Here is a 23,234-nt window from a genome sequence, read left to right on the forward strand (position 1 = left end):
TGCTCAATAGTGATACCACTTCAGTTCCAGCATCACCTCGTTTTCCGCCGACGCCAGTTTGCTGAATTCACGCTGGGCGCTCAGGCGCAGGCCGAGGTTGCGCGACAGCTCCCATTGCTGGTTGAGGCTCAGGCTGCGGCGCACTTCACCGTTGGTGAAATAGTCGCCCTTGGCTTCCAGGCTCAGGTTGCCCAACGGATTCTTCCACAGCAGGCCGGTGTTGAAACCGCTGGCCGGTGACACGAAGGCGGCGAAGTCGGCATTGTGCTCCAGGCGCACGGTGCCCAGGGCGAAGCCGAGCAGGTCGTCGCCCAGTTGCCAGGTGGCGCCGCCGCCGCCGTTGACATGGCTGACCAGGGTCTGGTCGTCATGCTTTCCCGGGACCCGCTCCAGGCCACCCGTCACCTGCCAGGACCACGGCTGCAGCTGCGCGTTGCGGGGTGTCAGCGAACGGATGGTCGCCAGGTCCAACTGTTGCAGTTGCCAGTGGTTGCCTTCGTACTGGCGCAGTTTCATCTGCAGGATTTCGATCTGGGCACCCAGCGGGAAACCCTCGGCGTTGTCGTTCAGGTCGTGATAGGCCATGCGCAGGCCGTACTCGCCGAAGGCCTGGTCGCCCCGGGTACCGAGCCCGGCCTGCCAGGTGCGCGACTCATGGCCGTTTTCCGGCAGCCCTGGCGGGGTGATTTGCAACTCCGGTGCCGGGTTGCGGTTGATCGCCCGCAGCAGTTCGAAGCTGCGTTGCGCGCGTACCGGGTCGCGCTCCTGGCCATTGGCCCGGTAGCGTTCGAGCCGATAGGCGGCATCGACGATCAGCGCCTGACGCTCGCGCGGCTGAGCCTTGAAGGCCGGGTCCTGCAGGGCGTTCTGGTCGGCGCTGACCTTGAGTACCCATTGCTGTTCCTCGGGGTCCAGCGGCTTGGCCCGCTCCAACAGCTCACGCTCGCGGGACGGGCGGTAGTCGATCTTCTCCACCAGGCCGGCTTCCTTGACCGCCTTCACGGTGTCGGTGGGGATGGCCGTCAGGGGGAACTGTCCGGTCAGGTGCAGGCCGGGGCGGGCGACCTGCAGCAGTTCCAGCAGGCGATAGGAGCAGTTTTCGTCGAAGAAGAAATAGTCGAAGCGGATCTGCTTCAGTTCCCAGACGTGCTCGACCATCCGCGCGGTTTCTTCCGGAGTCAGGTTCAGCCGGTACTCCCACAGATCGCGGTTTTCCAGGCTGCGGTATTCCGACAGTTTCTCCTGGTAGGGCACCAGGGCGAACAGCCCCGGATAACCGCCCATCAGGCCTTTCCAGGCATAGAGGATGCTGTTGTCCGAGCCTTCGATGTAGGCGCCGAAGTTGATCGCGTAGCTGAGCAGCGAGGTCTGGTCGCGCTGCACATCGGCCTGGTCGATTCGCAGCAGGGTGTGGCCGAACATCGATGACGGGCTGTTCAGGTAGGCGGCGGGAAAGATCATCACCGTGCTGTGGGGGGCGACATCCTTGAACCACTGGTTGAATTCCGAGCAGTCCGGCGTCGGCAGGTCCTTGAGTTGCAGTTGTGTCTTGAGCCAGCGGGTACGTGCCGGGTAGACGCATTGGGCATGCTGGTTGCCGGCGCTGGCCGGTGCGTAGAGTGCGGCGACGGTGGCCTTCAGCTCCGCATCGGGGTGATGGGCGCCGTCAGCGGCGAGAAAAAATTTGCTGTCGCTGACGTAGCTGCGCCAGCCGCCGAGCTTGGCGTGTTCATAATGGCCCAGGGAGATCCAGAAGGGATCGTTGGCCAGTTGCTGCAAACGTTGATCGTCGAGGTGTGAAGCGGCCTGGAGTGGGGTACAGGCACAGAGCGCCAGGTAGGCAAGGCGTTTGAGCATGGTCGGCAACTGTTGTCCGGGTCGGGCAGGGAATGCCCGCCCCGAAGGGCGGGCGGGTCACGCTCAAGCCTGGGTGGCGTACTTGGCCAGGCGTGGATCGCTCTTGAGAACGGCCAGGGTGTTGGTGTGCACGTCGTCGGCGGTGACGTCGGCCTTGTTGAAGATCTGCTGGAAGTGCTCGTGAGTCACGGCGGCGAAATGCGCACGATCTTCCGGCGCCACACCGAGCACCACGGCGTAGGTGGTCAGCGCCTCGCCCTGGCCCTTGGCCATGTCTTCCGACAGTTCGTTCATCATGCCATTCATGGCGATCCAGGATTTGCCGCCATAGGTCAGCGCGTCCTTGGTCGAGCAGCCGTTGGTACCGGAGGTCATGCCGAAGGTGGCGTTACCGGAGGTGCCGTTGGTGGTGGAGGCCAGGAAGTGCGCCGGGGTACCGCGCTGGCCTTTGAACAGCATGTTGCCCCAGCCGCAATCCGGGCCGCCTGGTGCCTGGGCCATGGCCTGGAGAGAGACGACGGTGAAGAGAGTACCGAGAAGAATCCGTTTCATAGCTTTGTTCTCTTTGTGTGCATGTCAAAACAAGGGACCGGTCTGTTCGAGCCCCGGTGGGCCGGTTATGGTCCGGCCGCGCACGTTGGAGTTTAGGCACGATCCAAGGGTTCCGTGATTTTTTGCCTGAAGAATGATGTACATGCTTTGTAGTACGGTTCCGAGGGCTTTTGTCCCGCCGTGAGGTTTCGCCTGCCTGTCGCCTTGCCAGCCGGGGGCGGCGAGCGCCAGAATGCCTGCATCTGCCCCGCCTGATGTAAGGAAGCCCGATGTCTGATTCTGTTGCTGCCAGCCTGCGTCTTGCGCCTGAAGCGCTGACTCGCCCTTTTTCCGCTGAACAGTTCAGCTTCTCCACCACCAATGATCTGGAGCCTTTTCGCGGTGTGCTCGGCCAGGAACGCGCGGTCGAAGCGTTGCAGTTCGGTGTGGCGATGCCACGCCCCGGTTACAACGTATTTGTCATGGGCGAGCCGGGAACCGGTCGCTTCTCGTTCGTCAAACGCTACCTGAAGGCCGAGGGCAAGCGTCTGCAGACTCCTTCGGACTGGGTCTACGTCAACAATTTCGATGAGCCGCGCGAGCCGCGGGCGCTGGAGCTGCCCGCGGGCGAGGCCGGCGCGTTCATCAGTGATATCGGTGGCCTGATCGACAACCTGCTGGCGACCTTTCCGGCAGTTTTCGAGCACCCGTCCTACCAGCAGAAAAAGAGCGGTATCGACCGTTCCTTCAATCAGCGTTATGACCGCGCCCTGGACGTGATCGAGCGCCTGGCACTGGAGAAGGACGTCGCCCTGTACCGTGACAGCAGCAATATCGCCTTTACCCCCATGAGCGACGGCAAGGCCCTCGACGAGGCGGAGTTCGCCCAATTGCCGGAGGCCGAGCGCGAGCGTTTCCACACCGACATCGCCGAGCTCGAGGAGCGCCTCAACGAGGAACTGGCCAGCCTGCCGCAATGGAAGCGCGAGTCGAGCAACCAACTGCGTCAGTTGAACGAGGAAACCATCACCCTGGCGCTGCAGCCGCTGCTGGCGCCATTGTCGGAGAAGTACGCGGAAAACGCGGCGGTCTGCGGTTATCTGCAAGCCATGCAGGTCAATCTGCTGCGCACCGTGGTCGAGCAACTGGTGGACGACAGCAAGACCGATGCGGTGGCGCGCAAGCTGCTCGAGGAGCAGTACGCCCCGAGCCTGGTGGTCGGGCATCCGGCCAGCGGCGGTGCGCCGGTGGTGTTCGAACCGCATCCGACCTACGACAACCTGTTCGGCCGGATCGAATACAGCACCGACCAGGGCGCGCTGTACACCACCTACCGGCAACTGCGCCCGGGCGCGCTGCACCGGGCCAATGGCGGCTTCCTGATCCTCGAAGCCGAGAAGATGCTCAGCGAGCCGTTCGTCTGGGATGCCCTCAAGCGTGCCCTGCAGTCGCGCAAGCTGAAGATGGAGTCGCCGCTGGGCGAACTGGGACGCCTGGCGACCGTGACCCTGACGCCACAGATGATCCCCTTGCAACTCAAGGTCATCATCATTGGCGCGCGTCATCTGTATTACACCCTGCAGGACCTGGACCCGGACTTCCAGGAGATGTTCCGCGTGCTGGTGGACTTCGACGAAGACATTCCGATGGTCGACGAGAGCCTGGAACAGTTCGCCCAGTTGCTCAAGACCCGTACCTCGGAAGAGGGCATGGCGCCGCTGACCGCCGACGCGGTGGCGCGCCTGGCGACCTACAGCGCCCGCCTGGCCGAACACCAGGGGCGGCTGTCGGCGCGCATCGGTGATCTGTTCCAACTGGTCAGTGAGGCGGACTTCATCCGTCACCTGGCCGGCGACGAGCGCACCGATGCCGGGCATATCGAGCGGGCGCTGAAAGCCAAGGCCACGCGCACCGGCCGGGTCTCGGCGCGGATTCTCGACGACATGCTGGCGGGGATCATCCTGATCGATACCGACGGTGCGGCGGTCGGCAAGTGCAACGGTCTGACGGTGCTGGAGGTCGGCGATTCGGCGTTTGGCGTGCCGGCGCGGATCTCCGCCACGGTCTATCCGGGGGGCAGCGGTATCGTCGATATCGAGCGTGAGGTGAACCTTGGGCAGCCGATTCACTCCAAGGGGGTAATGATTCTCACCGGCTATCTGGGTAGCCGGTATGCCCAGGAGTTCCCCCTGGCGATCTCCGCGAGCATCGCCCTGGAGCAGTCCTACGGTTATGTCGATGGCGACAGCGCGTCCCTCGGCGAGGCCTGTACGCTGATTTCGGCCCTGTCGAAGACCCCGCTCAAGCAGTGCTTCGCCATTACCGGCTCGATCAACCAGTTCGGTGAGGTGCAGGCGGTGGGCGGGGTCAACGAGAAGATCGAGGGCTTTTTCCGGCTCTGCGAGGCCCGTGGCCTGACCGGCGAGCAGGGGGCGATCATCCCGCAGGCCAACGTCGCGACGCTGATGCTCGACGAGAAGGTCCTGCAGGCGGTGCGTGCCGGGATGTTCCACGTGTATGCGGTACGCCAGGCCGATGAGGCGCTGAGCCTGCTGGTGGGCGAGCCGGCCGGTGAGCCGGATGCCGACGGCCAGTTCCCGGAGGGCAGCGTCAACGCGCGGGTGGTGGAGCGCCTGCGGGTGATTGCCGAATTGATCAGCGAGGACGACCTCAAGGAGGCCGAGAAGGAGGCCGCCGAGCAGGCGCTGGCGGAGGTCAAGCCGTCCTGACAGGCGTTGTGGCGGCGGGCTCGCTGTGGGAGCGGGCCCGTCCGCGAAGCTTTTGGGGGCGCCCTCGGGGGCGCCTGCGCTGACGAACCTGCTCTCCCAAGGGGTAGGTCAAGAATTTGACGTTTTTCGAAAAAGGTGTCCGTTTGTCCTTCAGGCTCTTGTACCGCCTGGATTTATCCTATTCTCTGGGCAAGGACATCCACTGTAGTCACTGGAACGATACAGGCTCCATCGGGGTCTGAAGACAGGATCTACCGAGGGTCGCCGTCATGTCGCGCAGCCTGTGTCTCACCCGTCAATGCCTGGGTCTGGTCACCCGTATCGAATGCGTTATTCGCCCGCTTGCCGGGGATAACGGAATGTGGACCCTCCTGTTCGCCGCCGGAATGGCCGGAGAACAACCTTCCGCGATCAAGTCCCAGGGCCCGTTCCACGGCCCCTTCGTCGCCGAATCCATCCTCGACTCGATTGTCGAAAGCCTGACCCTGCACGGCTACCAGTTGGCCGAGGAGCCGCAGATCTGGCGGCTGCACCTGCAGGCGCAGCTACGGCAGATCAACGGCGAACGCAGCCGGCAACTGCATTGAGCAGTCATTCGGCCGGTTCGTTGTTCTGGACCTTGTCGAGCTTGACCTCGAAGCCGTACTCGACGGTCTGCAGGTCGGTGCGCTGGTAGCTTTCCAGCTGCGTAGGCTGGCCGTAGAAGTAATGCACCTCATAAACCGGCGCCGAGCCGGTTTTTCCGTTGTGGCCGCTGGAAAGAATCTCTTTCAGATAGTTGCCGCTGTCGTCCTTGGCATAAAAGCGCCAGGCATCGGCAGGGAACTGTTTCTGATCGACCACCAGGGCGTTGCCCCGTAGCTCCAGGCCCTTGGGCAACTGGCGGGCATCGAGGCTGTTCTTCTGGATGTTGGCGAGAAACAGCGGGATCGAGCCGATGGCGTAGGCCGGCGTTTCCGGAAACAGGTTGAGATCGTAGGTGATCGAGCCTTCCATCGGATCGACTTCGAAGGCTTCCTTGGGCAGTTCCAGTGGTTCGCCGCGCTTGCCCTGTTCGTCTTCGGCGAAAAAGGTCACCGGGCTGTCGCCGAGGTTGAAGGAGGAACCGAGCAACTCGTCGTTGAAGGTCCGGGGATGGTCGAACTCGATGCGCGCGGCGCTGGCGTCCTCGACCGACTGGCTGATGCTGACGCTCTTTTTCAGGTGCTCGGCATCAAGGTTGGCGTCCTTGAGGTAGTTGGCGGCCTGATCGTCGTAGACCACCACGGGCATTGGCAACGCCTGGATTTCCTTGCCGGTGGGGTTGTCGAACTGGCGTACCGGCAGGTCGAGGTCCTTGCGGTTGACCACCGCATCGGAGAAATCCAGCACACTGATTTCCAGCCTGTCGACCAGGCCGTTGAAGTACACGCGGGTGTAGCGGCTGGGCTGGCCGGCCTCGAAGGTTTTCTGCTCATCGTCGAGTTTCTTCTCGAACTCGTCGCTCCAGCTCTTCTGCTTGAGCATTTCGTCCAGTTGCTTCTGATAGAAGGCGAGCTGGGCGGCATTCTCGTTGATCGAGCCCGAGCGCGAGAGGAACTGCCCGGTTTTATCCCGGGCCTGGACGATCAGCGGGTTCAAGAGGGTATCGCCGAGTTGCGGGGCTTGCGGCGCGCTGTTGCTCAGTTCGACTTCGGCATTGTTCCTGTCGAGGGACACCAGGGTCAGGCTGATGTTGTCCTGGATCTGGCGCTTGCCGATGTCCTTGCCGGTCAGGCTGAAGGTCACGATTTTGCGCGGGGCGATCACCTCGATCTTGCCGTGCAGGGTGACCGGCTGTGGCTGTTTGCTGTTCTCGATCTCCAGCCCCTCGATATAGGGGTAGCTGACGGTCAGGTCATCCGGGTTGGTCAGGTTCGCGCTGGAGGGGCTCAACTGGATCCCGGGATCGGTTTCCGACCATTCCGGCTGGAAAGGGATCACCTGCTTGTCGCTGAGGGTTACCGACTGCCATTCCAGCGCGTGGGGGAAGGGGAATTCGGTCGGGTAGTTGAAACTGAACGGGAAGATCGGCTGCAGGTCGGTCAGGTAGTCGGAGCTGGATTTCTTGCGCAGCACGAACAGCCCGTTGATATAGGTCTCGGCCAGGGCCTGGGGGCTTGCGTAGTGCTTGAGCAACGCCAGGGCATCGTCGCCGTACTCGGTCTCGATCGGCTTGTCCCGCAGGCGCAGGCGGGCCCGTTCGAGCAGCAGCAGCGAGCCGCCGAGGTCCGCCACGGCGTCCTTGAGCTTGGGGTCCTGAATGCCGTCCAGGGTTTTCTCGAACTGCGCGGTCCGTTCTTCAAGGCTGGCCTGGGGCGGCTTGTCGTGGGGCGAGCAGGCGTTCAGCAGCAGAGCGGCCGAGAGTCCGAGGCAACCCAGGGGGCGTCGCAAATCCATTGTTCAGTTTTCCTGTCCACAGTACATGCGCGATGTCATTGATGCCGACACTAGCAGAAAATTGCCCGGAAGCAGCTGTCCTGCCGTTGAACGAGGTGCGTGATGCAGGCTTTTTCCCTCGGGTTGAGGCGCTGGTATACTCGCGGCCATTTTCAGGCGATATGTGAGATTCATGGAACGGTTTATTGAAAATGCGATGTATGCGTCGCGCTGGCTGTTGGCGCCGATCTACTTCGGCTTGTCCCTGGGGTTGCTGGCACTGGCCCTGAAATTCTTCCAGGAAGTGTTTCACGTTATTCCCAACGTGTTTTCCATGGCCGAGTCCGAGCTGATCCTGGTGCTGCTGTCGATGATCGACATGGCCCTGGTGGGCGGGCTGCTGGTGATGGTGATGATGTCCGGCTACGAGAACTTCGTCTCCCAGCTGGATATCTCCGACGACAAGGAGAAGCTCAGCTGGCTGGGCAAGATGGACTCCACTTCGTTGAAGATGAAAGTGGCGGCGTCCATCGTGGCGATCTCCTCGATTCACCTGCTGCGGGTGTTCATGGACGCCAAGAACGTCGATCCGGTGCATCTGCAGTGGTACGTGATCATTCACATGACGTTCGTGGTCTCGGCGTTCGCCATGGGCTACCTGGACAAGGTGACCAAGCACTGATCCCCGGCTGCCATGTCGACTCGCACCGCCCGTTCGTTGTGAAACGCACGGGCGGTGTCGTTTCTGGGGATGGGCTGCTAACCGTGGGTGCTTCTGTGCTAGTCTGCCCACCCTTTTTGGTTCCGGGCGCGAGGGGAGATGCCGTGTTTTCAGGGTATTTTCCGGAGCAGTCCCACAGCGGAGCAGTATGATGTCCGAAGTAAATCTGTCCACCGACGAAACCCGCGTCAGCTACGGTATTGGCCGTCAGTTGGGTGACCAGCTGCGTGACAACCCGCCACCCGGCGTCAGCCTGGACGCGATCCTGGTCGGTCTGACCGACGCCTTCAACGGCCAGCCAAGCCGTGTGAGCCAGGAAGAACTGTCCGCCAGCTTCAAGGTCATTCGTGAAATCATGCAGGCCGAAGCGGCCGCCAAGGCTGAAGCCGCAGCGGGTGCCGGCCTGGCGTTCCTGGCGGAAAACGCCAAGCGTGAAGGTATCACCACCCTGGCCTCGGGCCTGCAGTTCGAAGTGCTGACCCAGGGTGACGGCGCCAGGCCGACCCGTGAGGACACCGTGCGCACTCACTACCACGGTACCCTGATCGACGGCTCCGTGTTCGACAGCTCCTACGAGCGTGGCCAGCCTGCCGAGTTCCCGGTGGGTGGCGTGATCGCCGGTTGGACCGAAGCCCTGCAACTGATGAACGCCGGCAGCAAATGGCGTCTGTACGTGCCGAGCGAGCTGGCCTATGGCGCCCAGGGCGTTGGCAGCATCCCGCCGCACAGCGTGCTGGTGTTCGACGTCGAGCTGCTGGCCGTCCTGTAAGCCGCTGCTGAAGCAGGCGGTGCGGCGATCCGACTGGCCCGCGCAGAGGCGATGGCCTGTTCGCGACTAGATCGTATCGCCGGACCGCCTGCTCCCACAGGGGCAGTGGTGTGAGCCTGAGTAGAGTTCACATCTGCAGCTTGCTGTGGAGATCCGCCGTGGGGCGCAATGCCCGGGCATAACAGAACAGGAACAGGTTGCGCACCAGTTCCTTGAGCACCAGCGGTTCGCTGGAACTCAACCCGCTGACATCCAGGTCGCCCTGGTCCTGCAGCTCATGCAGCGCTTCTTCCTCCAGTACCGCACAGACTTCACCCGTTTCCCGATGCAGGATGCGCAGGTAAGGGTGTGGGCGGTCCAGCCAGGCATCGATCAAATAAGTCATGGTCTCATCTCCTTGATGGGTTTCAATGAGAATAATTCTTATTCAAAGAATAGCAAGTGCCTATTGGCGGATTCCTGGTTTTTCTGTGGGGGAATTGATCTGAAATCGGGAATCGGGGGAGGAGGGGGACGCCAGGGGGAAACTGCCGGTGATCCGGGGCTGCTGGCGACAGGGGCTGGTGCCGCGTCGCCAGCGTGGCATTTCCTCAGGCTTTGCGGACGAATTCCGATTTGAGTTTCATCGGGCCGATGCCGTCGATCTTGCAGTCGATATCGTGGTCGCCATCGCACAGGCGGATGTTCTTCACCTTGGTGCCGACCTTGACCACCAGCGAGGTGCCCTTGACCTTGAGATCCTTGATCACGGTAATGGTGTCGCCATCCTGGAGGATATTGCCCACGGAGTCCTTCTTCACGTTGTCGTCGGAGGCGGCTTCGGCTTCGCCGTTGGCGGACCACTCATGGGCGCACTCCGGGCAGACCAGCTGGACGCCGTCTTCGTAGGTGAACTCGGAATTGCATTTCGGGCAGGGTGGCAACGTGCTCACTAGGGCTCCTCAGGTTTTGGGAAGGCTAAAAGCGCACATTATATAGGGTTTTGTCGGCGAGGGGGGAATGACGCGGACGTCTGCCGGAGCGTGCGGTTCGCCACACCGCACGCTCCGGCAAGGAGAGGTGTGTCAGTGGGTGCGGGCGACGGCGAACTCGCTCAGTTCGACCAGCGCATCGCGGTATTCGCTGGCTGGCAGCGCCTCCAGGCAGGCAATCGCCCGGGCCACGTAGTCACGGGCCAGTTGGGCGGTGTATTGCAGCGAGCCCGAAGCTTCCACGGCAGCGCGGATGCTTTCCAGGTCCTCGATTCCGCCTTTCTGGATGGCCCGACGTACCAGGGCGGCCTGTTCCGGCGTGCCTTCGCGCATGGTGTAGATCAGCGGCAGGGTCGGCTTGCCTTCGGCGAGGTCGTCACCGACGTTCTTGCCCAGGGTCTCGGCATCGCCCTTGTAGTCCAGCAGGTCGTCGACCAGTTGGAAGGCCACGCCGAGGTGGTCGCCAAAGGTACGCAGGGCTTCGGCCTGCTCCGGTGTCGCGCCGCACAGGGCGGCGGCGCTGTGGGTCGAGGCCTCGAAGAGCATCGCGGTCTTGCCGCGGATGACTTCCATGTAGGTTTCTTCGGTGGTGCTGGCGTCGCGGACCTTGGACAGTTGCAGCACTTCGCCCTCGGCGATGATGCGGGTGGCCTGGGAGAGGATCTTCATCACCGGCATCGAGCCCAGTTCGACCATCATCTCGAAGGAGCGCGAATAGAGGAAATCACCGACCAGGACGCTGGGCGCGTTGCCCCACATGGCGTTGGCGGTGGAGCGGCCGCGGCGCATGCCGGACATGTCGACCACATCGTCATGCAGCAGGGTGGCGGTGTGCAGGAATTCGATGGTGGCCGCCAGCAGGCGCAGGTCGTCGCCTTCGCGACCCAGGGCCTTGCCGCAAAGCAGTACCAATAAAGGACGCAGGCGCTTGCCCCCGGCCGAGGTGATGTAGTCACCGATTTTCGAGACCAGCGGCACCCGGGAAGTCAGCTGCTTCTTGATGATACCGTCGACGGCGCTAAAATCGTCCGCCACCGCGCGGTAGAAAGCTTGGGGTTGCATCAGCGAGGGTCGCTCCAGAAGGGTTGCGCGGCATGCTAGGGCGGGGGGTACGGCCTGTCAAGGCGGCCCCGGGCACCGTGAACGCTGCTGCGCTCGATAATCCTGCCCCAAAAGCCGGTTCGGACGACCGTTTTCAGGGAGAACGTCCGCAGGACAGCGCCTCCTATCCACTTGCAAGGAATCGACAGCTTGCGTACAATCGCGCACCCTGAACTTCCTGGGCAGCACCTGCCTTACGCAATTGCACTTGGGCCGTTCCAGCCCCATGCAGCCATGCCAGCCAATACCTTTACCTATTAAGCGCTGGGTGAGCAGGATTATCGGAGAAATACCATGTCTTACGCAGTAATCGTTACCGGCGGCAAGCAGTACAAAGTCGCCCCAGGTGAATACCTGAAGATTGAAAAACTGGAAGTCGCCACTGGCGAATCCGTTACCTTTGATCGCGTTCTGTTGGTTGCCAACGGCGACGACGTGAACATCGGTGCTCCAGTTGTTGCTGGCGCTACCGTTTCGGCTGAAGTGGTTTCCCAAGGCCGTCACGACAAGGTCCGCATCATCAAGTTCCGCCGTCGTAAGCACCACATGAAGCGCATGGGTCACCGTCAGTGGTACACCGAGATCAAAATCACCGGTATTCAGGCTTAATTCGCCTAATTCCCTTTTTGGAGTATTGAACTCATGGCACACAAAAAAGCTGGTGGTAGTACCCGTAACGGTCGCGACTCAGAAGCCAAACGACTTGGCGTGAAGATGTACGGCGGCCAGGCTATCAAGGCGGGCAACATCATCGTGCGTCAGCGCGGCACCCAATTCCACGCCGGTTATGGCGTTGGCATGGGTAAGGATCACACCCTGTTCGCTAAAGTCGAAGGCGTGATCAAGTTCGAAGTAAAAGGCGCCTTCGGTCGTCGTTACGTGAGCGTCGTCGCAGCTTAATCGCGGCAATGCTGGAGAAGCCCTGTCTTGCGACGGGGCTTTTTCGTTTGTGGGGTGAGTCTCTTGCAAAGCTGTTCGTGTGAGCCGTGCGCTGGTTTCATGGGTGGATAGGTGGCGCTACGCTCATCTTTGCAAGAGTCTTATGTCTTGATTTCCATCGGCTCGTCCCGGTGACGAGAGGCGTGTTATGAAGTTTGTTGATGAAGTATCGATTCGCGTAAAGGCTGGCGACGGCGGTAACGGTTGCATGAGTTTCCGTCGGGAAAAATTCATCGAGAAGGGTGGGCCCAACGGCGGTGACGGTGGGGATGGCGGTTCGGTCTATATGGTTGCCGACGAAAACCTCAATACCCTGGTGGATTACCGCTATACCCGGCATTTCGAGGCTGAGCGCGGATCGAACGGCGGCAGCACCGACTGCACCGGGAAAAAGGGTGATGACCTGGACCTGCGCGTGCCGGTCGGCACCACGGTGATCGACTCCGCGACCCAGGAGGTCATCGGCGATCTGGTCAAGCATGGTCAGCGCCTGCTGGTGGCTCATGGTGGCTGGCATGGCCTGGGCAACACCCGCTTCAAGTCCAGTACCAACCGTGCACCGCGCCAGACCACGCCGGGCAAGCCGGGCGAGCAGCGTGACCTCAAGCTGGAAATGAAGGTGCTGGCCGACGTCGGTCTGCTGGGTCTGCCGAATGCCGGCAAGAGTACCTTCATTCGTTCGGTGTCGGCCGCCCGTCCGAAAGTGGCGGACTATCCGTTCACCACGCTGGTGCCGAACCTGGGTGTGGTCAGTGTCGACCGCTGGAAGAGCTTCGTCATCGCCGACATCCCCGGCTTGATCGAGGGGGCTTCGGAGGGTGCCGGCCTGGGGATTCGCTTCCTCAAGCACCTGGCGCGTACCCGTCTGCTGCTGCACCTCGTCGACATGGCGCCGCTGGATGAAAGCAGTGCCGCAGATGCGGCCGAAGTGATCGTCAATGAGCTGGCGCGCTTCAGTCCGTCGCTGGTCGAGCGTGATCGCTGGCTGGTGCTGAACAAGTGCGACCAGATTCTCGAGGAAGAGCACGAGGCGCGGGTCAAGGAAGTGGTCGATCGCCTGCAGTGGACCGGCCCGGTCTACGTGATCTCGGCGATCGCCAGCGAGGGTACCGAGCGTCTGACCCGTGACATCATGCGTTACCTGGAGGATCGTCTCGATCGCCTGGCCAGCGACCCGGCCTACGCCGACGAGTTGCGTGAGCTCGACCAGCGCATCGAGGATGAGGCGCGTGCCCAGCTGCAGGCTCTGGATGACCAGCGGGCCCTGCGTCGCAGCGGCGTCAAGAGTGTCCATGACATCGGCGACGATGATTGGGATGAAGATGACTTCGATGATGAGGATGGTCCGGAAATCATTTACGTCCGCGACTGATTCATTCGGTAAACTAGAACGCCGCTCCCCTGAGCGGCGTTTTGGTATCCGTAATACGTAAATCACATAATCGCGTGGGTGGCGCCCGGTTGCGCTGCCTGCTGGCAAGGGTTGGAAGATCATGCGGAGCAAGGTGACAGGTGCGCAGCGTTGGGTCGTGAAGATCGGCAGCGCACTGCTGACGGCGGACGGCAAGGGCCTGGATCGCGCGGCAATGGGTGTCTGGGTTGAGCAGATGGTGGCATTGCACGAGGCTGGCGTGGAGCTGGTGCTGGTGTCGTCCGGCGCGGTGGCGGCGGGCATGAGTCGGCTTGGCTGGACCGCTCGACCGAGTGCCATGCATGAATTGCAGGCGGCGGCGGCTATCGGCCAGATGGGGCTGGTGCAGGCCTGGGAGTCGAGCTTTGCCGAGCATGGGCGCCATACCGCACAGATCCTGCTGACCCACGACGACCTGTCCGATCGCAAGCGCTACCTCAATGCGCGCAGCACCTTGCGTGCGCTGGTGGAGCTCAAGGTCATCCCGGTGATCAACGAGAACGACACGGTGGTCACCGACGAGATCCGTTTCGGTGACAACGACACCCTGGCGGCGCTGGTGGCCAACCTGGTGGAGGCGGACCTGCTGGTGATCCTGACGGATCGCGATGGCATGTTCGATGCCGATCCGCGCAGCAATCCCGATGCGCAGCTGATCTACGAGGCTCGCGCCGACGACCCGGCGCTGGATGCCGTGGCGGGCGGCACCGGTGGCGCCCTGGGGCGTGGCGGCATGCAGACCAAACTGCGGGCGGCGCGGCTGGCGGCGCGCTCGGGCGCGCATACCATCATCGTCGGTGGTCGCCTGGAGCGGGTGCTCGATCGTCTCAAGGCGGGCGAGCGCATCGGCACTCTGTTGTCGCCGGAGCGTGGCATGCTGGCGGCGCGCAAGCAGTGGCTGGCCGGACACCTGCAGACTCGTGGCACCCTGGTGCTCGACGACGGTGCGGTGAATGCGCTGGCGCGTGATCACAAGAGCCTGTTGCCGGTAGGGGTCAAGCTGGTCCAGGGCAGCTTCCGTCGTGGTGAAATGGTGGTGTGCGTGGCGCCGGACGGTCGTGAGATCGCTCGTGGGTTGGCTAACTACAGTGCGCTCGAGGCGCAGAAGATCATCGGTCAGTCGTCGGATGCCATTGTCGGCCTGCTGGGCTACATGGCTGAGCCGGAGCTGGTTCATCGCGATAATCTTATTCTGGTGTGATCGAGTCGAGGGGAGTGCGGATGGGTTTGGCAAAGGGATTGTTCGGGTTGCTCCTGGCGTTGCCGCTGCTGGCGTCGGCCGAGGAGATCGGTCAGGTGTCGACGGTGTTCAAGTTCGTCGGGCCGAATGACCGGATCGTGGTCGAGGCGTTCGATGACCCCAGGGTCGAGGGTGTGACCTGTTATCTGTCGCGGGCCAAGACCGGTGGCCTGAAGGGCGGCCTGGGGCTGGCGGAAGATCGTGCCGAGGCTTCGATCGCCTGTCGCCAGGTTGGGCCGATCCGCTTCAGTGGTGAGCTCAAGGATGGCGAGGAGGTATTCAAGGAGCGCACGTCGCTGGTGTTCAAGACCATGCAGGTGGTGCGCTTCCTCGACAAGAAGCGTAATACCCTGGTGTATCTGGTCTACAGCGATCGTGTGATCGAAGGGAGTCCGCAGAATGCGGTGACGGCGATTCCGATTCTGCCGTGGCCGAATCGGTAGGGTGTCGAGTTGGCGTGACCTTGCTGCGCCGCGCCTTGTAGGTGTCGGGCTTGCCTGCGAATAGGTTCTTGAACCTTGCGTTGCCGGAGAGGGCGCTTTCGTGGGTAGGCCCTGCTCCTGCAGAGGGTGTGGTTCTTGAATTGCAGGCAATAAAAAACCGACCCTTGGGTCGGTTTTTCAGCAGGCTGGTCGCTTAGGCAGCAACAGCCAGGGCCTTGATGTGGCCATTCAGACGGCTCTTGTGACGAGCGGCCTTGTTCTTGTGGATGATGCCCTTGTCGGCCATGCGGTCGATAACAGGCACTGCCAGAACGTAGGCGGCTTGTGCTTTAGCGGCGTCTTTTGCGTCGATGGCTTTCACTACGTTCTTGATGTAGGTACGAACCATGGAACGCAGGCTGGCGTTGTGGCTGCGACGCTTCTCAGCCTGTTTAGCACGTTTTTTGGCGGAAGGTGAGTTGGCCACCGTCGAGCTCCTCGAAAGACTTTTTAGGGAATAGCAAACAAAATAGGCCGCGAATCATGCCGATGAGTTGAAGTCTTGTCAAGGGCGAACGACGCGCTCCGCCGAGTGGTCGATGTGGCGCTTCGGATGTTTCTTTCCGGCGTACGACCTGTAAACTCGCGAGCTTTGGCTCTGTGCTGTTGCGGCGCGGAGTATCGCACAGCCGGGCGCCATATTCGCCTGCTTCTTCATTCAAGGGCGCACAATTTTTCAATGAATCTGCTCAAGTCGTTGGCTGCCGTCAGTTCCATCACGATGCTTTCCCGGGTGCTGGGCTTCGTTCGCGACACCATCCTCGCCCGGGCCTTTGGCGCGGGGATGGCGACCGACGCCTTCTTCATCGCCTTCAAGCTGCCCAACCTGCTGCGACGGATTTTCGCCGAAGGGGCCTTTTCCCAGGCGTTCGTGCCGATCCTGGCCGAGTACAAGAGCCAGAAGGGCGAGGAGGCGACCCGGACCTTCATCGCCTATGTCAGCGGCCTGCTGACCCTGGTGCTGGCCCTGGTGACGGCGCTGGGCATGCTCGCCGCGCCGTGGGTGATCTGGGCGACCGCGCCCGGCTTTGCCGATACGCCGGAGAAGTTCAGGCTGACCTCCGACCTGTTGCGGGTGACTTTTCCTTATATATTGCTGATCTCGCTATCGTCCCTGGCCGGGGCGATCCTCAACACCTGGAACCGTTTCTCGGTCCCGGCGTTCGTGCCGACGCTGCTGAATATCAGCATGATCATTTTTGCCCTGTTCCTGACTCCCTACTTCGACCCACCGGTGATGGCGCTGGGCTGGGCGGTACTGGCGGGTGGCCTGGCCCAGTTGCTCTACCAACTGCCGCACCTGAAGAAGATCGGCATGCTGGTGCTGCCGCGCATCAACCTGCGCGACAGTGGTGTGTGGCGGGTGATGAAGCAGATGCTGCCGGCGATCCTCGGGGTGTCGGTCAGCCAGATTTCGCTGATCATCAATACGATCTTCGCCTCGTTCCTGGTGGCGGGGTCGGTATCCTGGATGTATTACGCCGACCGCCTCATGGAACTGCCCTCCGGTGTGCTGGGCGTGGCGCTGGGCACCATCCTGTTGCCGATCCTGTCCAAGACCTACGCCAACAAGGATCGTCACGAGTACTCGCGGATTCTCGACTGGGGCCTGCGCCTGTGTTTCGTGCTGGTGCTGCCGTGCTCGCTGGCGCTGGCGATCCTTTCCGAGCCGCTGACGGTGTCGCTGTTCCAGTACGGCCAGTTCAGCGCCTTCGATGCGTCCATGACCCAGCGGGCGCTGATCGCCTACTCGGTCGGCCTGCTGGGGATCATCATGATCAAGGTGCTGGCGCCGGGCTTTTATGCCCAGCAGAACATTCGCACGCCGGTGAAGATCGCGATCTTCACCCTGACGGTCACCCAGTTGCTCAACCTGGCCCTGGTCGGCCCGTTGGCCCACGCCGGGCTGGCGCTGGCCATCAGTGGTGGCGCCTGCCTCAATGCCGGTCTGCTGTTCTGGCAGTTGCGCCGGCAGAAACTGTTCGTCGCCCAGGCGGGCTGGGGGCTGTACCTGTTGAAACTGGTGGTTGCCGTTGGCGTGATGTCGGCGGTGCTGTTGGGGCTGATGCATGTCATGCCGGCGTGGGACCAGGGGCATATGCTCGAGCGCTTCCTGCGCCTGGGGGCGTTGGTGGTGGCGGGTGTGGTGGCCTACTTCGGCATGCTGCTGCTGATGGGGCTGCGCCTGCGCCACTTCAACCGCAAATCGTTGATGTAACCGGCGCAACGGATGTCGACGCATGACGGGTACTAAGCTCGGCCGGGTATGGTTATAATCGGCCACTTTATGAGCAAGAAGCGCGTTATGCAACTGGTTCGAGGCCTCCACAACCTGCGTCCCCGGCACCGGGGCTGTGTCGCCACCATTGGCAACTTTGACGGTGTTCATCGTGGTCACCAGGCTATCCTGGCCCGGCTGCGCGAGCGTGCGCGGGAGCTGGGGGTGCCCAGCTGCGTGGTGATTTTCGAACCGCAACCGCGCGAGTTTTTTGCCCCGCAGACGGCGCCGGCGCGCCTGGCGCGCTTGCGCGACAAGCTGCAGCTGCTGGCTGCCGAAGGCGTCGACCGGGTACTGTGCCTGGCGTTCAACCAGCGCCTGAGCAAGCTCAGCGCCGCCGAGTTCGTCGACACCATCCTGGTCGACGGCCTGGGCGTACAGCACCTGGAAGTCGGTGACGACTTCCGTTTCGGCTGCGACCGTGCCGGTGATTTCGATTTCCTGCTACAGGCCGGCAAGGCCAGTGGCTTTACCGTCGAGGCGGCACAGACCGTCGAACTCGATGGCCTGCGGGTCAGCAGCACCCAGGTGCGTAATGCCCTGGCGGCGGCCGATTTCCCCTTGGCCGAACGCCTGCTGGGGCGTCCGTTCCGGATCGCCGGGCGGGTGCTGCATGGGCAGAAACTGGCGCGCCAACTGGGCACGCCAACGGCCAACGTACAGCTCAAGCGCCGTCGCGTGCCATTGACCGGGGTCTACCTGGCCAGTGTCGAGATCGACGGCCAGCCGTGGCCGGGTGTCGCCAATATTGGCGTGCGGCCTACGGTAGCAGGTGATGGCAATGCCCACCTGGAAGTGCATCTGCTGGATTTTGCCGGTGATCTGTATAACCGGCGTTTGACGGTGGTTTTCCACCACAAGCTGCGCGATGAGCAGCGATTCGCCTCCCTGGAGGCGCTCAAGACGGCGATCAATGCGGACGTCGCCGCCGCCCGTGCCCACTGGCAGGGTTCACCGCTTACAAAGAGCCTGAAATGACCGACTACAAAGCCACGCTTAACCTCCCGGACACCGCCTTCCCGATGAAGGCCGGCCTGCCACAGCGCGAACCTCAGATTCTGCAGCGCTGGGACAGCATTGGCCTGTACGGGAAGTTGCGCGAGATTGGCAAGGATCGTCCGAAGTTCATCCTTCACGACGGTCCTCCCTACGCCAACGGCACGATTCACATCGGTCACGCGCTGAACAAGATTCTCAAGGACATGATCGTCCGCTCCAAGACCCTGGCCGGCTTCGATGCCCCCTATGTGCCGGGTTGGGACTGCCATGGCCTGCCGATCGAACACAAGGTCGAAGTGACCCACGGCAAGAACCTGGGCGCGGACAAGACCCGCGAACTGTGCCGCGCCTATGCCAGCGAGCAGATCGAGGGGCAGAAGTCCGAGTTCATCCGCCTGGGCGTGCTGGGCGACTTCGCCAACCCCTACAAGACCATGGACTTCAAGAACGAGGCCGGTGAAATCCGCGCCCTGGCCGAAATCGTCAAGGGCGGCTTCGTGTTCAAGGGCCTCAAGCCGGTGAACTGGTGCTTCGATTGCGGTTCGGCCCTGGCCGAAGCCGAAGTCGAATACCAGGACAAGAAGTCCCAGACCATCGACGTGGCCTTCCCGATCGCCGACCAGGACAAGCTGGCCGCCGCGTTCGGCCTGCCGTCGCTGGGCAAGCCGACTTCGATCGTGATCTGGACCACCACCCCGTGGACCATCCCGGCCAACCAGGCGCTGAACGTTCATCCGGAGTTCAACTACGCGCTGGTGGATGTCGGTGACCGCCTGTTGGTGCTGGCCGAGGAACTGGTCGAGTCCTGCCTGGCGCGTTACAAGCTGGAAGGTTCGGTAGTGGCGGTTGCCAAGGGCCAGGCCCTGGAACTGATCAACTTCCGTCATCCGTTCTATGATCGCCTGTCGCCTCTGTATCTGGCCGAGTATGTCGAGCTGGGTGCCGGTACCGGCGTGGTTCACTCCGCCCCGGCCTATGGCGAGGACGACTTCAAGAGCTGCAAGCATTACGGGATGTCCAACGATGACATCCTCACCCCGGTGCAGAGCAACGGTGTGTATGTCGAGTCCCTGGAGTTCTTCGGCGGCCAGTTCATCTTCAAGGCCAACCCGGCCATCGTCGAAAAACTCGCCGAAGTCGGTGCGCTGCTGCACACCGAGACCATCAGCCACAGCTACATGCACTGCTGGCGCCACAAGACCCCGCTGATCTACCGCGCCACCGCGCAGTGGTTCATTGGCATGGACAAGGCGCCGGCCTCTGGCGACACCCTGCGCGAGCGTTCGCTCAAGGCCATCGAGGACACCCAGTTCGTTCCGGCCTGGGGCCAGGCGCGCCTGCACTCGATGATCGCCAACCGTCCGGACTGGTGCATCTCCCGCCAGCGCAACTGGGGCGTACCGATCCCGTTCTTCCTGAACAAGGAAAGCGGCGAGCTGCACCCGCGCACCGTCGAACTGATGGAGCAGGTGGCCCAGCGCGTCGAGAAAGAGGGTATCGAGGCCTGGTTCAAGCTGGATGCCGCCGAGCTGCTCGGTGACGAGGCTGCGCAGTACGACAAGATCAGCGACACCCTCGACGTCTGGTTCGACTCGGGCACCACCCACTGGCACGTACTGCGCGGTTCGCACCCGGTCGGCCACGAGAACGGCCCGCGTGCCGACCTCTACCTGGAAGGTTCGGACCAGCACCGCGGCTGGTTCCACTCGTCCCTGCTGACCGGCTGCGCCATCGACAACCATGCGCCGTACCGCGAGCTGCTGACCCACGGCTTTACCGTCGACGAGGCCGGCCGCAAGATGTCCAAGTCCCTGGGCAACGTGATCGCGCCGCAGAAGGTCAACGACACCCTGGGGGCCGACATCATGCGCCTGTGGGTCGCCTCGACCGACTATTCGGGCGAGATGGCCGTCTCTGACCAGATCCTGCAGCGCAGCGCCGACGCCTACCGGCGTATCCGCAACACCGCACGGTTCCTGCTCTCCAACCTGAGCGGCTTCAACCCGGCCACCGATATCGTCCCGGCCGAGGAAATGCTCGCCCTGGATCGCTGGGCCGTGGACCGCACCCTGCTGCTGCAGCGCGAGCTGGAAGTGCACTACGGTGAGTACCGCTTCTGGAACGTGTACTCCAAGGTGCACAACTTCTGTGTGCAGGAGCTGGGCGGTTTCTACCTCGACATCATCAAGGACCGCCAGTACACCACCGGCGCCAACAGCAAGGCCCGGCGCTCCTGCCAGACCGCGCTGTTCCACATCTCCGAGGCGCTGGTGCGCTGGATCGCGCCGATCCTGGCGTTCACCGCCGACGAGCTGTGGCAGTACCTGCCGGGCGAGCGCAACGAATCGGTCATGCTCAACACCTGGTACGAAGGCCTCAGCGAACTGCCGGAAGGCTTCGAGCTGGGTCGCGACTACTGGGAGCGGATCATGGCGGTCAAGGTCGCGGTCAACAAGGAACTGGAAGTGCAGCGCGCCGCGAAGGCGGTGGGCGGCAACCTGCAGGCCGAAGTGACCCTGTTCGCCGAAGAGGCGCTGGTCGCCGACCTGGACAAGCTGAGCAACGAACTGCGCTTCGTGCTGATCACCTCCACCGCGACGGTCGCGCCCCTGGCGCTGGCCCCGGCGGATGCGGTGGTCACCGAGGTGCCGGGCCTGAAGCTCAAGGTGGTCAAGTCCGGCCACGCCAAGTGCGCCCGTTGCTGGCACTGCCGCGAGGATGTCGGGGTGAACCCGGAGCATCCGGAAATCTGCGGCCGTTGCGTCGACAACATCAGCGGCGAAGGCGAGGTGCGTCACTATGCCTAATGCCAGTGCCGGCCGTTTCGGCCGCCTGGGCTGGCTGTGGTTGAGCCTGCTGGTGCTGGTCATCGACCAGGCCAGCAAGTTCCACTTCGAAAGCTCGCTGACCCTGTACCAGCAGATCGTGATCATTCCCGACTACTTCAGCTGGACCCTGGCGTACAACACCGGCGCGGCCTTCAGCTTCCTGGCCGAGAGTTCCGGCTGGCAGCGCTGGCTGTTCGCCCTGATCGCGGTGGTGGTCAGTGCGGTGCTGGTGGTCTGGCTCAAGCGCCTGGGGCGCAACGAGACCTGGCTGGCCATCGCCCTGTCGCTGGTGCTGGGTGGGGCGCTGGGCAACCTCTACGATCGCATGGCACTGGGCCATGTCATCGACTTCATTCTCGTGCACTGGCAGAACCGCTGGTACTTCCCGGCGTTCAACTTTGCCGACAGCGCCATTACCGTGGGCGCGGTGATGCTGGCGCTGGACATGTTCAAGAGCAAAAAGTCCGGAGAACCCGTTCATGACTGAACACGCAGTGGCTGAGCAACGGATCGGTCAGAACACCCAGGTCACCCTGCATTTCGCCTTGCGCCTGGAGAACGGCGACACCGTCGACAGCACCTTCGACAAGGCGCCGGCGACCTTCAAGGTCGGTGATGGCAGCCTGTTGCCCGGTTTCGAGGCTGCGCTGTTCGGCTTCAAGGCTGGCGACAAGCGCAGCCTGACCATCCCGGTGGAAAATGCCTTTGGTCAGCCCAATCCACAGAACGTGCAGATCATGCCACGCTCGCAGTTCCAGGACATGGAACTGTCGGAAGGCCTGCTGGTGATCTTCAACGATGCCGCCAATACCGAGCTGCCGGGTGTGGTGAAGGCGTTCGATGACGCCCAGGTGACCGTCGACTTCAACCACCCGCTGGCCGGCAAGGTGCTGACCTTCGAGGTGGAGATCATCGAGGTCAAGGCGCTGTCCTGAAGTTCTATCCTGTAAAGGCCGGCTTGCCGGCGACCGACCGTGCAACCGGTCGGAATGATCCAACCCTTGCGCGCAAGACACGAGGCACAGCATGCAAATCAAACTCGCCAACCCCCGTGGCTTCTGCGCCGGTGTGGACCGGGCGATCGAAATCGTCAACCGGGCCCTGGAGGTCTTCGGTCCGCCGATCTATGTGCGTCACGAAGTGGTACATAACAAATTCGTCGTCGAAGACCTGCGCGCCCGTGGTGCCATCTTCGTCGAAGAGCTGGACCAGGTGCCGGACGACGTCATCGTCATCTTCAGTGCCCATGGTGTTTCCCAGGCCGTGCGCAGCGAAGCGGCCGGGCGTGGCCTGAAGGTCTTCGATGCCACCTGTCCGCTGGTGACCAAGGTGCATATCGAGGTGGCGCGCTACAGCCGCGACGGTCGTGAATGCATCCTCATCGGCCATGCCGGCCACCCGGAAGTGGAAGGCACCATGGGCCAGTACGACGCCAGCAACGGTGGTGCGATCTACCTGGTGGAGGACGAGAAGGACGTCGCCGCGCTGCAGGTCCGCAATCCCGACAAACTGGCCTTCGTGACCCAGACCACCCTGTCGATGGACGACACCAGTCGGGTCATCGATGCACTGCGCACGCGTTTTCCTGCCATCGGCGGGCCACGCAAGGACGACATCTGCTACGCCACGCAGAACCGCCAGGATGCGGTCAAGCAATTGGCCGACGAGTGCGATGTGGTGCTGGTGGTGGGCAGCCCGAACAGTTCCAACTCCAATCGCCTGCGTGAGCTGGCCGAGCGCATGTCGACCCCGGCCTACCTGATCGACGGTGCCGAGGACATGCAGCGCAGCTGGTTCGACGGTGTCGAGCGGATCGGCATCACCGCCGGCGCATCGGCCCCCGAAGTGCTGGTACGCGGCGTGATCCAGCAGCTTCAGGCCTGGGGCGCGACCGGTGCCGATGAGCTGGCCGGCCGCGAGGAGAACATCACCTTCTCCATGCCCAAGGAACTGCGCGTTCGCACGCTCCCCTGAGTCGGAG

The 23,234-nt window shown here is 62.6% G+C and carries 22 protein-coding genes; 15 read left to right on the forward strand and 7 right to left on the reverse strand.

Annotated elements, in window-relative coordinates:
• Nucleotides 1–3: 3 nt before the first annotated feature.
• Entirely contained in the window at nt 4–1,857 is a 1,854-nt protein-coding gene (locus tag PF66_RS21440) for a DUF4105 domain-containing protein (RefSeq protein ID WP_054063771.1), read from the reverse strand.
• 63 nt (nt 1,858–1,920) lie between these two features.
• Nucleotides 1,921–2,409, reverse strand: coding sequence for a DUF3015 domain-containing protein (locus PF66_RS21445; RefSeq protein WP_054059049.1), 489 nt, complete (start codon nt 2,407–2,409; stop codon nt 1,921–1,923).
• A 269-nt stretch (nt 2,410–2,678) separates the two neighbouring features.
• On the opposite strand from PF66_RS21445, the gene PF66_RS21450 reads away from it, so the two are divergent.
• Entirely contained in the window at nt 2,679–5,117 is a 2,439-nt protein-coding gene (locus PF66_RS21450) for a Lon protease family protein (RefSeq protein WP_054059048.1), read from the forward strand.
• A 269-nt stretch (nt 5,118–5,386) separates the two neighbouring features.
• Nucleotides 5,387–5,704, forward strand: a complete 318-nt coding sequence (locus tag PF66_RS21455; RefSeq protein ID WP_054059047.1) for a hypothetical protein — start codon at nt 5,387–5,389, stop codon at nt 5,702–5,704.
• 4 nt (nt 5,705–5,708) lie between these two features.
• Here PF66_RS21455 and PF66_RS21460 read toward each other — a convergent pair whose 3' ends face one another.
• Nucleotides 5,709–7,535 carry a hypothetical protein gene (locus tag PF66_RS21460; RefSeq protein WP_054063772.1) on the reverse strand — a complete coding sequence of 609 codons (1,827 nt, stop codon included), beginning with the start codon at nt 7,533–7,535 and terminating at the stop codon, nt 5,709–5,711.
• A 172-nt stretch (nt 7,536–7,707) separates the two neighbouring features.
• Between PF66_RS21460 and PF66_RS21465 the strand changes: the two genes are divergently transcribed.
• Nucleotides 7,708–8,196 carry a TIGR00645 family protein gene (locus PF66_RS21465; protein ID WP_017905389.1) on the forward strand — a complete coding sequence of 163 codons (489 nt, stop codon included), beginning with the start codon at nt 7,708–7,710 and terminating at the stop codon, nt 8,194–8,196.
• 190 nt (nt 8,197–8,386) lie between these two features.
• Entirely contained in the window at nt 8,387–9,004 is a 618-nt protein-coding gene (locus PF66_RS21470) for an FKBP-type peptidyl-prolyl cis-trans isomerase (RefSeq protein ID WP_054063773.1), read from the forward strand.
• 127 nt (nt 9,005–9,131) lie between these two features.
• Here PF66_RS21470 and PF66_RS21475 read toward each other — a convergent pair whose 3' ends face one another.
• The 3 genes from PF66_RS21475 to PF66_RS21485 all read right to left on the reverse strand — a co-directional run bounded on the left by PF66_RS21475 (nt 9,132) and on the right by PF66_RS21485 (nt 11,037).
• Nucleotides 9,132–9,389 (reverse strand): hypothetical protein, encoded by a 258-nt coding sequence (locus PF66_RS21475; RefSeq protein WP_054063774.1) that lies wholly within the window; start codon nt 9,387–9,389, stop codon nt 9,132–9,134.
• A gap of 205 nt (nt 9,390–9,594) precedes the next feature.
• A complete protein-coding gene (locus PF66_RS21480) occupies nt 9,595–9,936 on the reverse strand; it encodes a zinc ribbon domain-containing protein YjdM (protein ID WP_017905392.1) in 342 nt (113 codons plus the stop codon).
• A 132-nt stretch (nt 9,937–10,068) separates the two neighbouring features.
• Nucleotides 10,069–11,037, reverse strand: coding sequence for a polyprenyl synthetase family protein (locus PF66_RS21485; protein ID WP_054059043.1), 969 nt, complete (start codon nt 11,035–11,037; stop codon nt 10,069–10,071).
• 333 nt (nt 11,038–11,370) lie between these two features.
• Here PF66_RS21485 and rplU point away from each other — a divergent pair, with 333 nt between their 5' ends.
• The 5 genes from rplU to PF66_RS21510 all read left to right on the forward strand — a co-directional run bounded on the left by rplU (nt 11,371) and on the right by PF66_RS21510 (nt 15,109).
• Entirely contained in the window at nt 11,371–11,685 is a 315-nt protein-coding gene (gene rplU / locus PF66_RS21490) for a 50S ribosomal protein L21 (protein ID WP_017905394.1), read from the forward strand.
• A 33-nt stretch (nt 11,686–11,718) separates the two neighbouring features.
• Nucleotides 11,719–11,976, forward strand: coding sequence for a 50S ribosomal protein L27 (rpmA, locus tag PF66_RS21495; RefSeq protein WP_003281574.1), 258 nt, complete (start codon nt 11,719–11,721; stop codon nt 11,974–11,976).
• A 187-nt stretch (nt 11,977–12,163) separates the two neighbouring features.
• On the forward strand, nt 12,164–13,387 hold the full coding sequence (cgtA, locus tag PF66_RS21500; protein ID WP_054063775.1) for an Obg family GTPase CgtA: 1,224 nt from the start codon (nt 12,164–12,166) through the stop codon (nt 13,385–13,387).
• 121 nt (nt 13,388–13,508) lie between these two features.
• On the forward strand, nt 13,509–14,627 hold the full coding sequence (proB, locus tag PF66_RS21505; protein ID WP_054059041.1) for a glutamate 5-kinase: 1,119 nt from the start codon (nt 13,509–13,511) through the stop codon (nt 14,625–14,627).
• A gap of 20 nt (nt 14,628–14,647) precedes the next feature.
• Nucleotides 14,648–15,109: a CreA family protein gene (locus PF66_RS21510; protein ID WP_054059040.1), complete on the forward strand. Its 462-nt coding sequence runs from the start codon at nt 14,648–14,650 to the stop codon at nt 15,107–15,109.
• A gap of 193 nt (nt 15,110–15,302) precedes the next feature.
• On the opposite strand, the gene rpsT is transcribed toward PF66_RS21510, so the two are convergent.
• On the reverse strand, nt 15,303–15,575 hold the full coding sequence (gene rpsT, locus PF66_RS21515) for a 30S ribosomal protein S20 (protein WP_010451812.1): 273 nt from the start codon (nt 15,573–15,575) through the stop codon (nt 15,303–15,305).
• Nucleotides 15,576–15,827: 252 nt separating this feature from the next.
• On the opposite strand from rpsT, the gene murJ reads away from it, so the two are divergent.
• The 6 genes from murJ to ispH all read left to right on the forward strand — a co-directional run bounded on the left by murJ (nt 15,828) and on the right by ispH (nt 23,227).
• Nucleotides 15,828–17,366 (forward strand): murein biosynthesis integral membrane protein MurJ, encoded by a 1,539-nt coding sequence (murJ, locus tag PF66_RS21520; RefSeq protein ID WP_054059039.1) that lies wholly within the window; start codon nt 15,828–15,830, stop codon nt 17,364–17,366.
• 87 nt (nt 17,367–17,453) lie between these two features.
• Nucleotides 17,454–18,404, forward strand: a complete 951-nt coding sequence (ribF, locus tag PF66_RS21525) for a bifunctional riboflavin kinase/FAD synthetase (RefSeq protein WP_054063776.1) — start codon at nt 17,454–17,456, stop codon at nt 18,402–18,404.
• A complete protein-coding gene (ileS, locus tag PF66_RS21530) occupies nt 18,401–21,232 on the forward strand; it encodes an isoleucine--tRNA ligase (protein WP_054063777.1) in 2,832 nt (943 codons plus the stop codon). The genes ribF and ileS overlap by 4 nt, the downstream gene beginning before the upstream one ends.
• Nucleotides 21,225–21,740, forward strand: a complete 516-nt coding sequence (gene lspA, locus PF66_RS21535; RefSeq protein ID WP_054059036.1) for a signal peptidase II — start codon at nt 21,225–21,227, stop codon at nt 21,738–21,740. Before ileS ends, lspA begins: the two co-directional genes overlap by 8 nt.
• Nucleotides 21,741–21,747: 7 nt before the next feature.
• Entirely contained in the window at nt 21,748–22,188 is a 441-nt protein-coding gene (fkpB, locus tag PF66_RS21540) for an FKBP-type peptidyl-prolyl cis-trans isomerase (RefSeq protein WP_192842728.1), read from the forward strand.
• Nucleotides 22,189–22,279: 91 nt separating this feature from the next.
• Nucleotides 22,280–23,227, forward strand: a complete 948-nt coding sequence (gene ispH / locus PF66_RS21545) for a 4-hydroxy-3-methylbut-2-enyl diphosphate reductase (RefSeq protein WP_054059034.1) — start codon at nt 22,280–22,282, stop codon at nt 23,225–23,227.
• Nucleotides 23,228–23,234 lie beyond the last annotated feature (7 nt).

It is taken from the genome of Pseudomonas asplenii (assembly GCF_001293465.1).
GTDB classification, from domain to species: Bacteria; Pseudomonadota; Gammaproteobacteria; order Pseudomonadales; family Pseudomonadaceae; genus Aquipseudomonas; species Aquipseudomonas fuscovaginae_B.

Excerpts from the sequence above, each read along its gene's own strand:
- PF66_RS21440 (WP_054063771.1), bottom strand. The coding sequence starts at position 1,857 with ATGCTCAAACGCCTTGCCTACCTGGCGCTCTGTGCCTGTACCCCACTC.
- PF66_RS21445 (WP_054059049.1), bottom strand. The coding sequence starts at position 2,409 with ATGAAACGGATTCTTCTCGGTACTCTCTTCACCGTCGTCTCTCTCCAG.
- PF66_RS21450 (WP_054059048.1), top strand. The coding sequence starts at position 2,679 with ATGTCTGATTCTGTTGCTGCCAGCCTGCGTCTTGCGCCTGAAGCGCTG.
- PF66_RS21455 (WP_054059047.1), top strand. The coding sequence starts at position 5,387 with ATGTCGCGCAGCCTGTGTCTCACCCGTCAATGCCTGGGTCTGGTCACC.
- PF66_RS21460 (WP_054063772.1), bottom strand. The coding sequence starts at position 7,535 with ATGGATTTGCGACGCCCCCTGGGTTGCCTCGGACTCTCGGCCGCTCTG.
- PF66_RS21465 (WP_017905389.1), top strand. The coding sequence starts at position 7,708 with ATGGAACGGTTTATTGAAAATGCGATGTATGCGTCGCGCTGGCTGTTG.
- PF66_RS21470 (WP_054063773.1), top strand. The coding sequence starts at position 8,387 with ATGTCCGAAGTAAATCTGTCCACCGACGAAACCCGCGTCAGCTACGGT.
- PF66_RS21475 (WP_054063774.1), bottom strand. The coding sequence starts at position 9,389 with ATGACTTATTTGATCGATGCCTGGCTGGACCGCCCACACCCTTACCTG.
- PF66_RS21485 (WP_054059043.1), bottom strand. The coding sequence starts at position 11,037 with ATGCAACCCCAAGCTTTCTACCGCGCGGTGGCGGACGATTTTAGCGCC.
- rplU (WP_017905394.1), top strand. The coding sequence starts at position 11,371 with ATGTCTTACGCAGTAATCGTTACCGGCGGCAAGCAGTACAAAGTCGCC.
- rpmA (WP_003281574.1), top strand. The coding sequence starts at position 11,719 with ATGGCACACAAAAAAGCTGGTGGTAGTACCCGTAACGGTCGCGACTCA.
- cgtA (WP_054063775.1), top strand. The coding sequence starts at position 12,164 with ATGAAGTTTGTTGATGAAGTATCGATTCGCGTAAAGGCTGGCGACGGC.
- proB (WP_054059041.1), top strand. The coding sequence starts at position 13,509 with ATGCGGAGCAAGGTGACAGGTGCGCAGCGTTGGGTCGTGAAGATCGGC.
- PF66_RS21510 (WP_054059040.1), top strand. The coding sequence starts at position 14,648 with ATGGGTTTGGCAAAGGGATTGTTCGGGTTGCTCCTGGCGTTGCCGCTG.
- murJ (WP_054059039.1), top strand. The coding sequence starts at position 15,828 with ATGAATCTGCTCAAGTCGTTGGCTGCCGTCAGTTCCATCACGATGCTT.
- ribF (WP_054063776.1), top strand. The coding sequence starts at position 17,454 with ATGCAACTGGTTCGAGGCCTCCACAACCTGCGTCCCCGGCACCGGGGC.
- ileS (WP_054063777.1), top strand. The coding sequence starts at position 18,401 with ATGACCGACTACAAAGCCACGCTTAACCTCCCGGACACCGCCTTCCCG.
- lspA (WP_054059036.1), top strand. The coding sequence starts at position 21,225 with ATGCCTAATGCCAGTGCCGGCCGTTTCGGCCGCCTGGGCTGGCTGTGG.
- ispH (WP_054059034.1), top strand. The coding sequence starts at position 22,280 with ATGCAAATCAAACTCGCCAACCCCCGTGGCTTCTGCGCCGGTGTGGAC.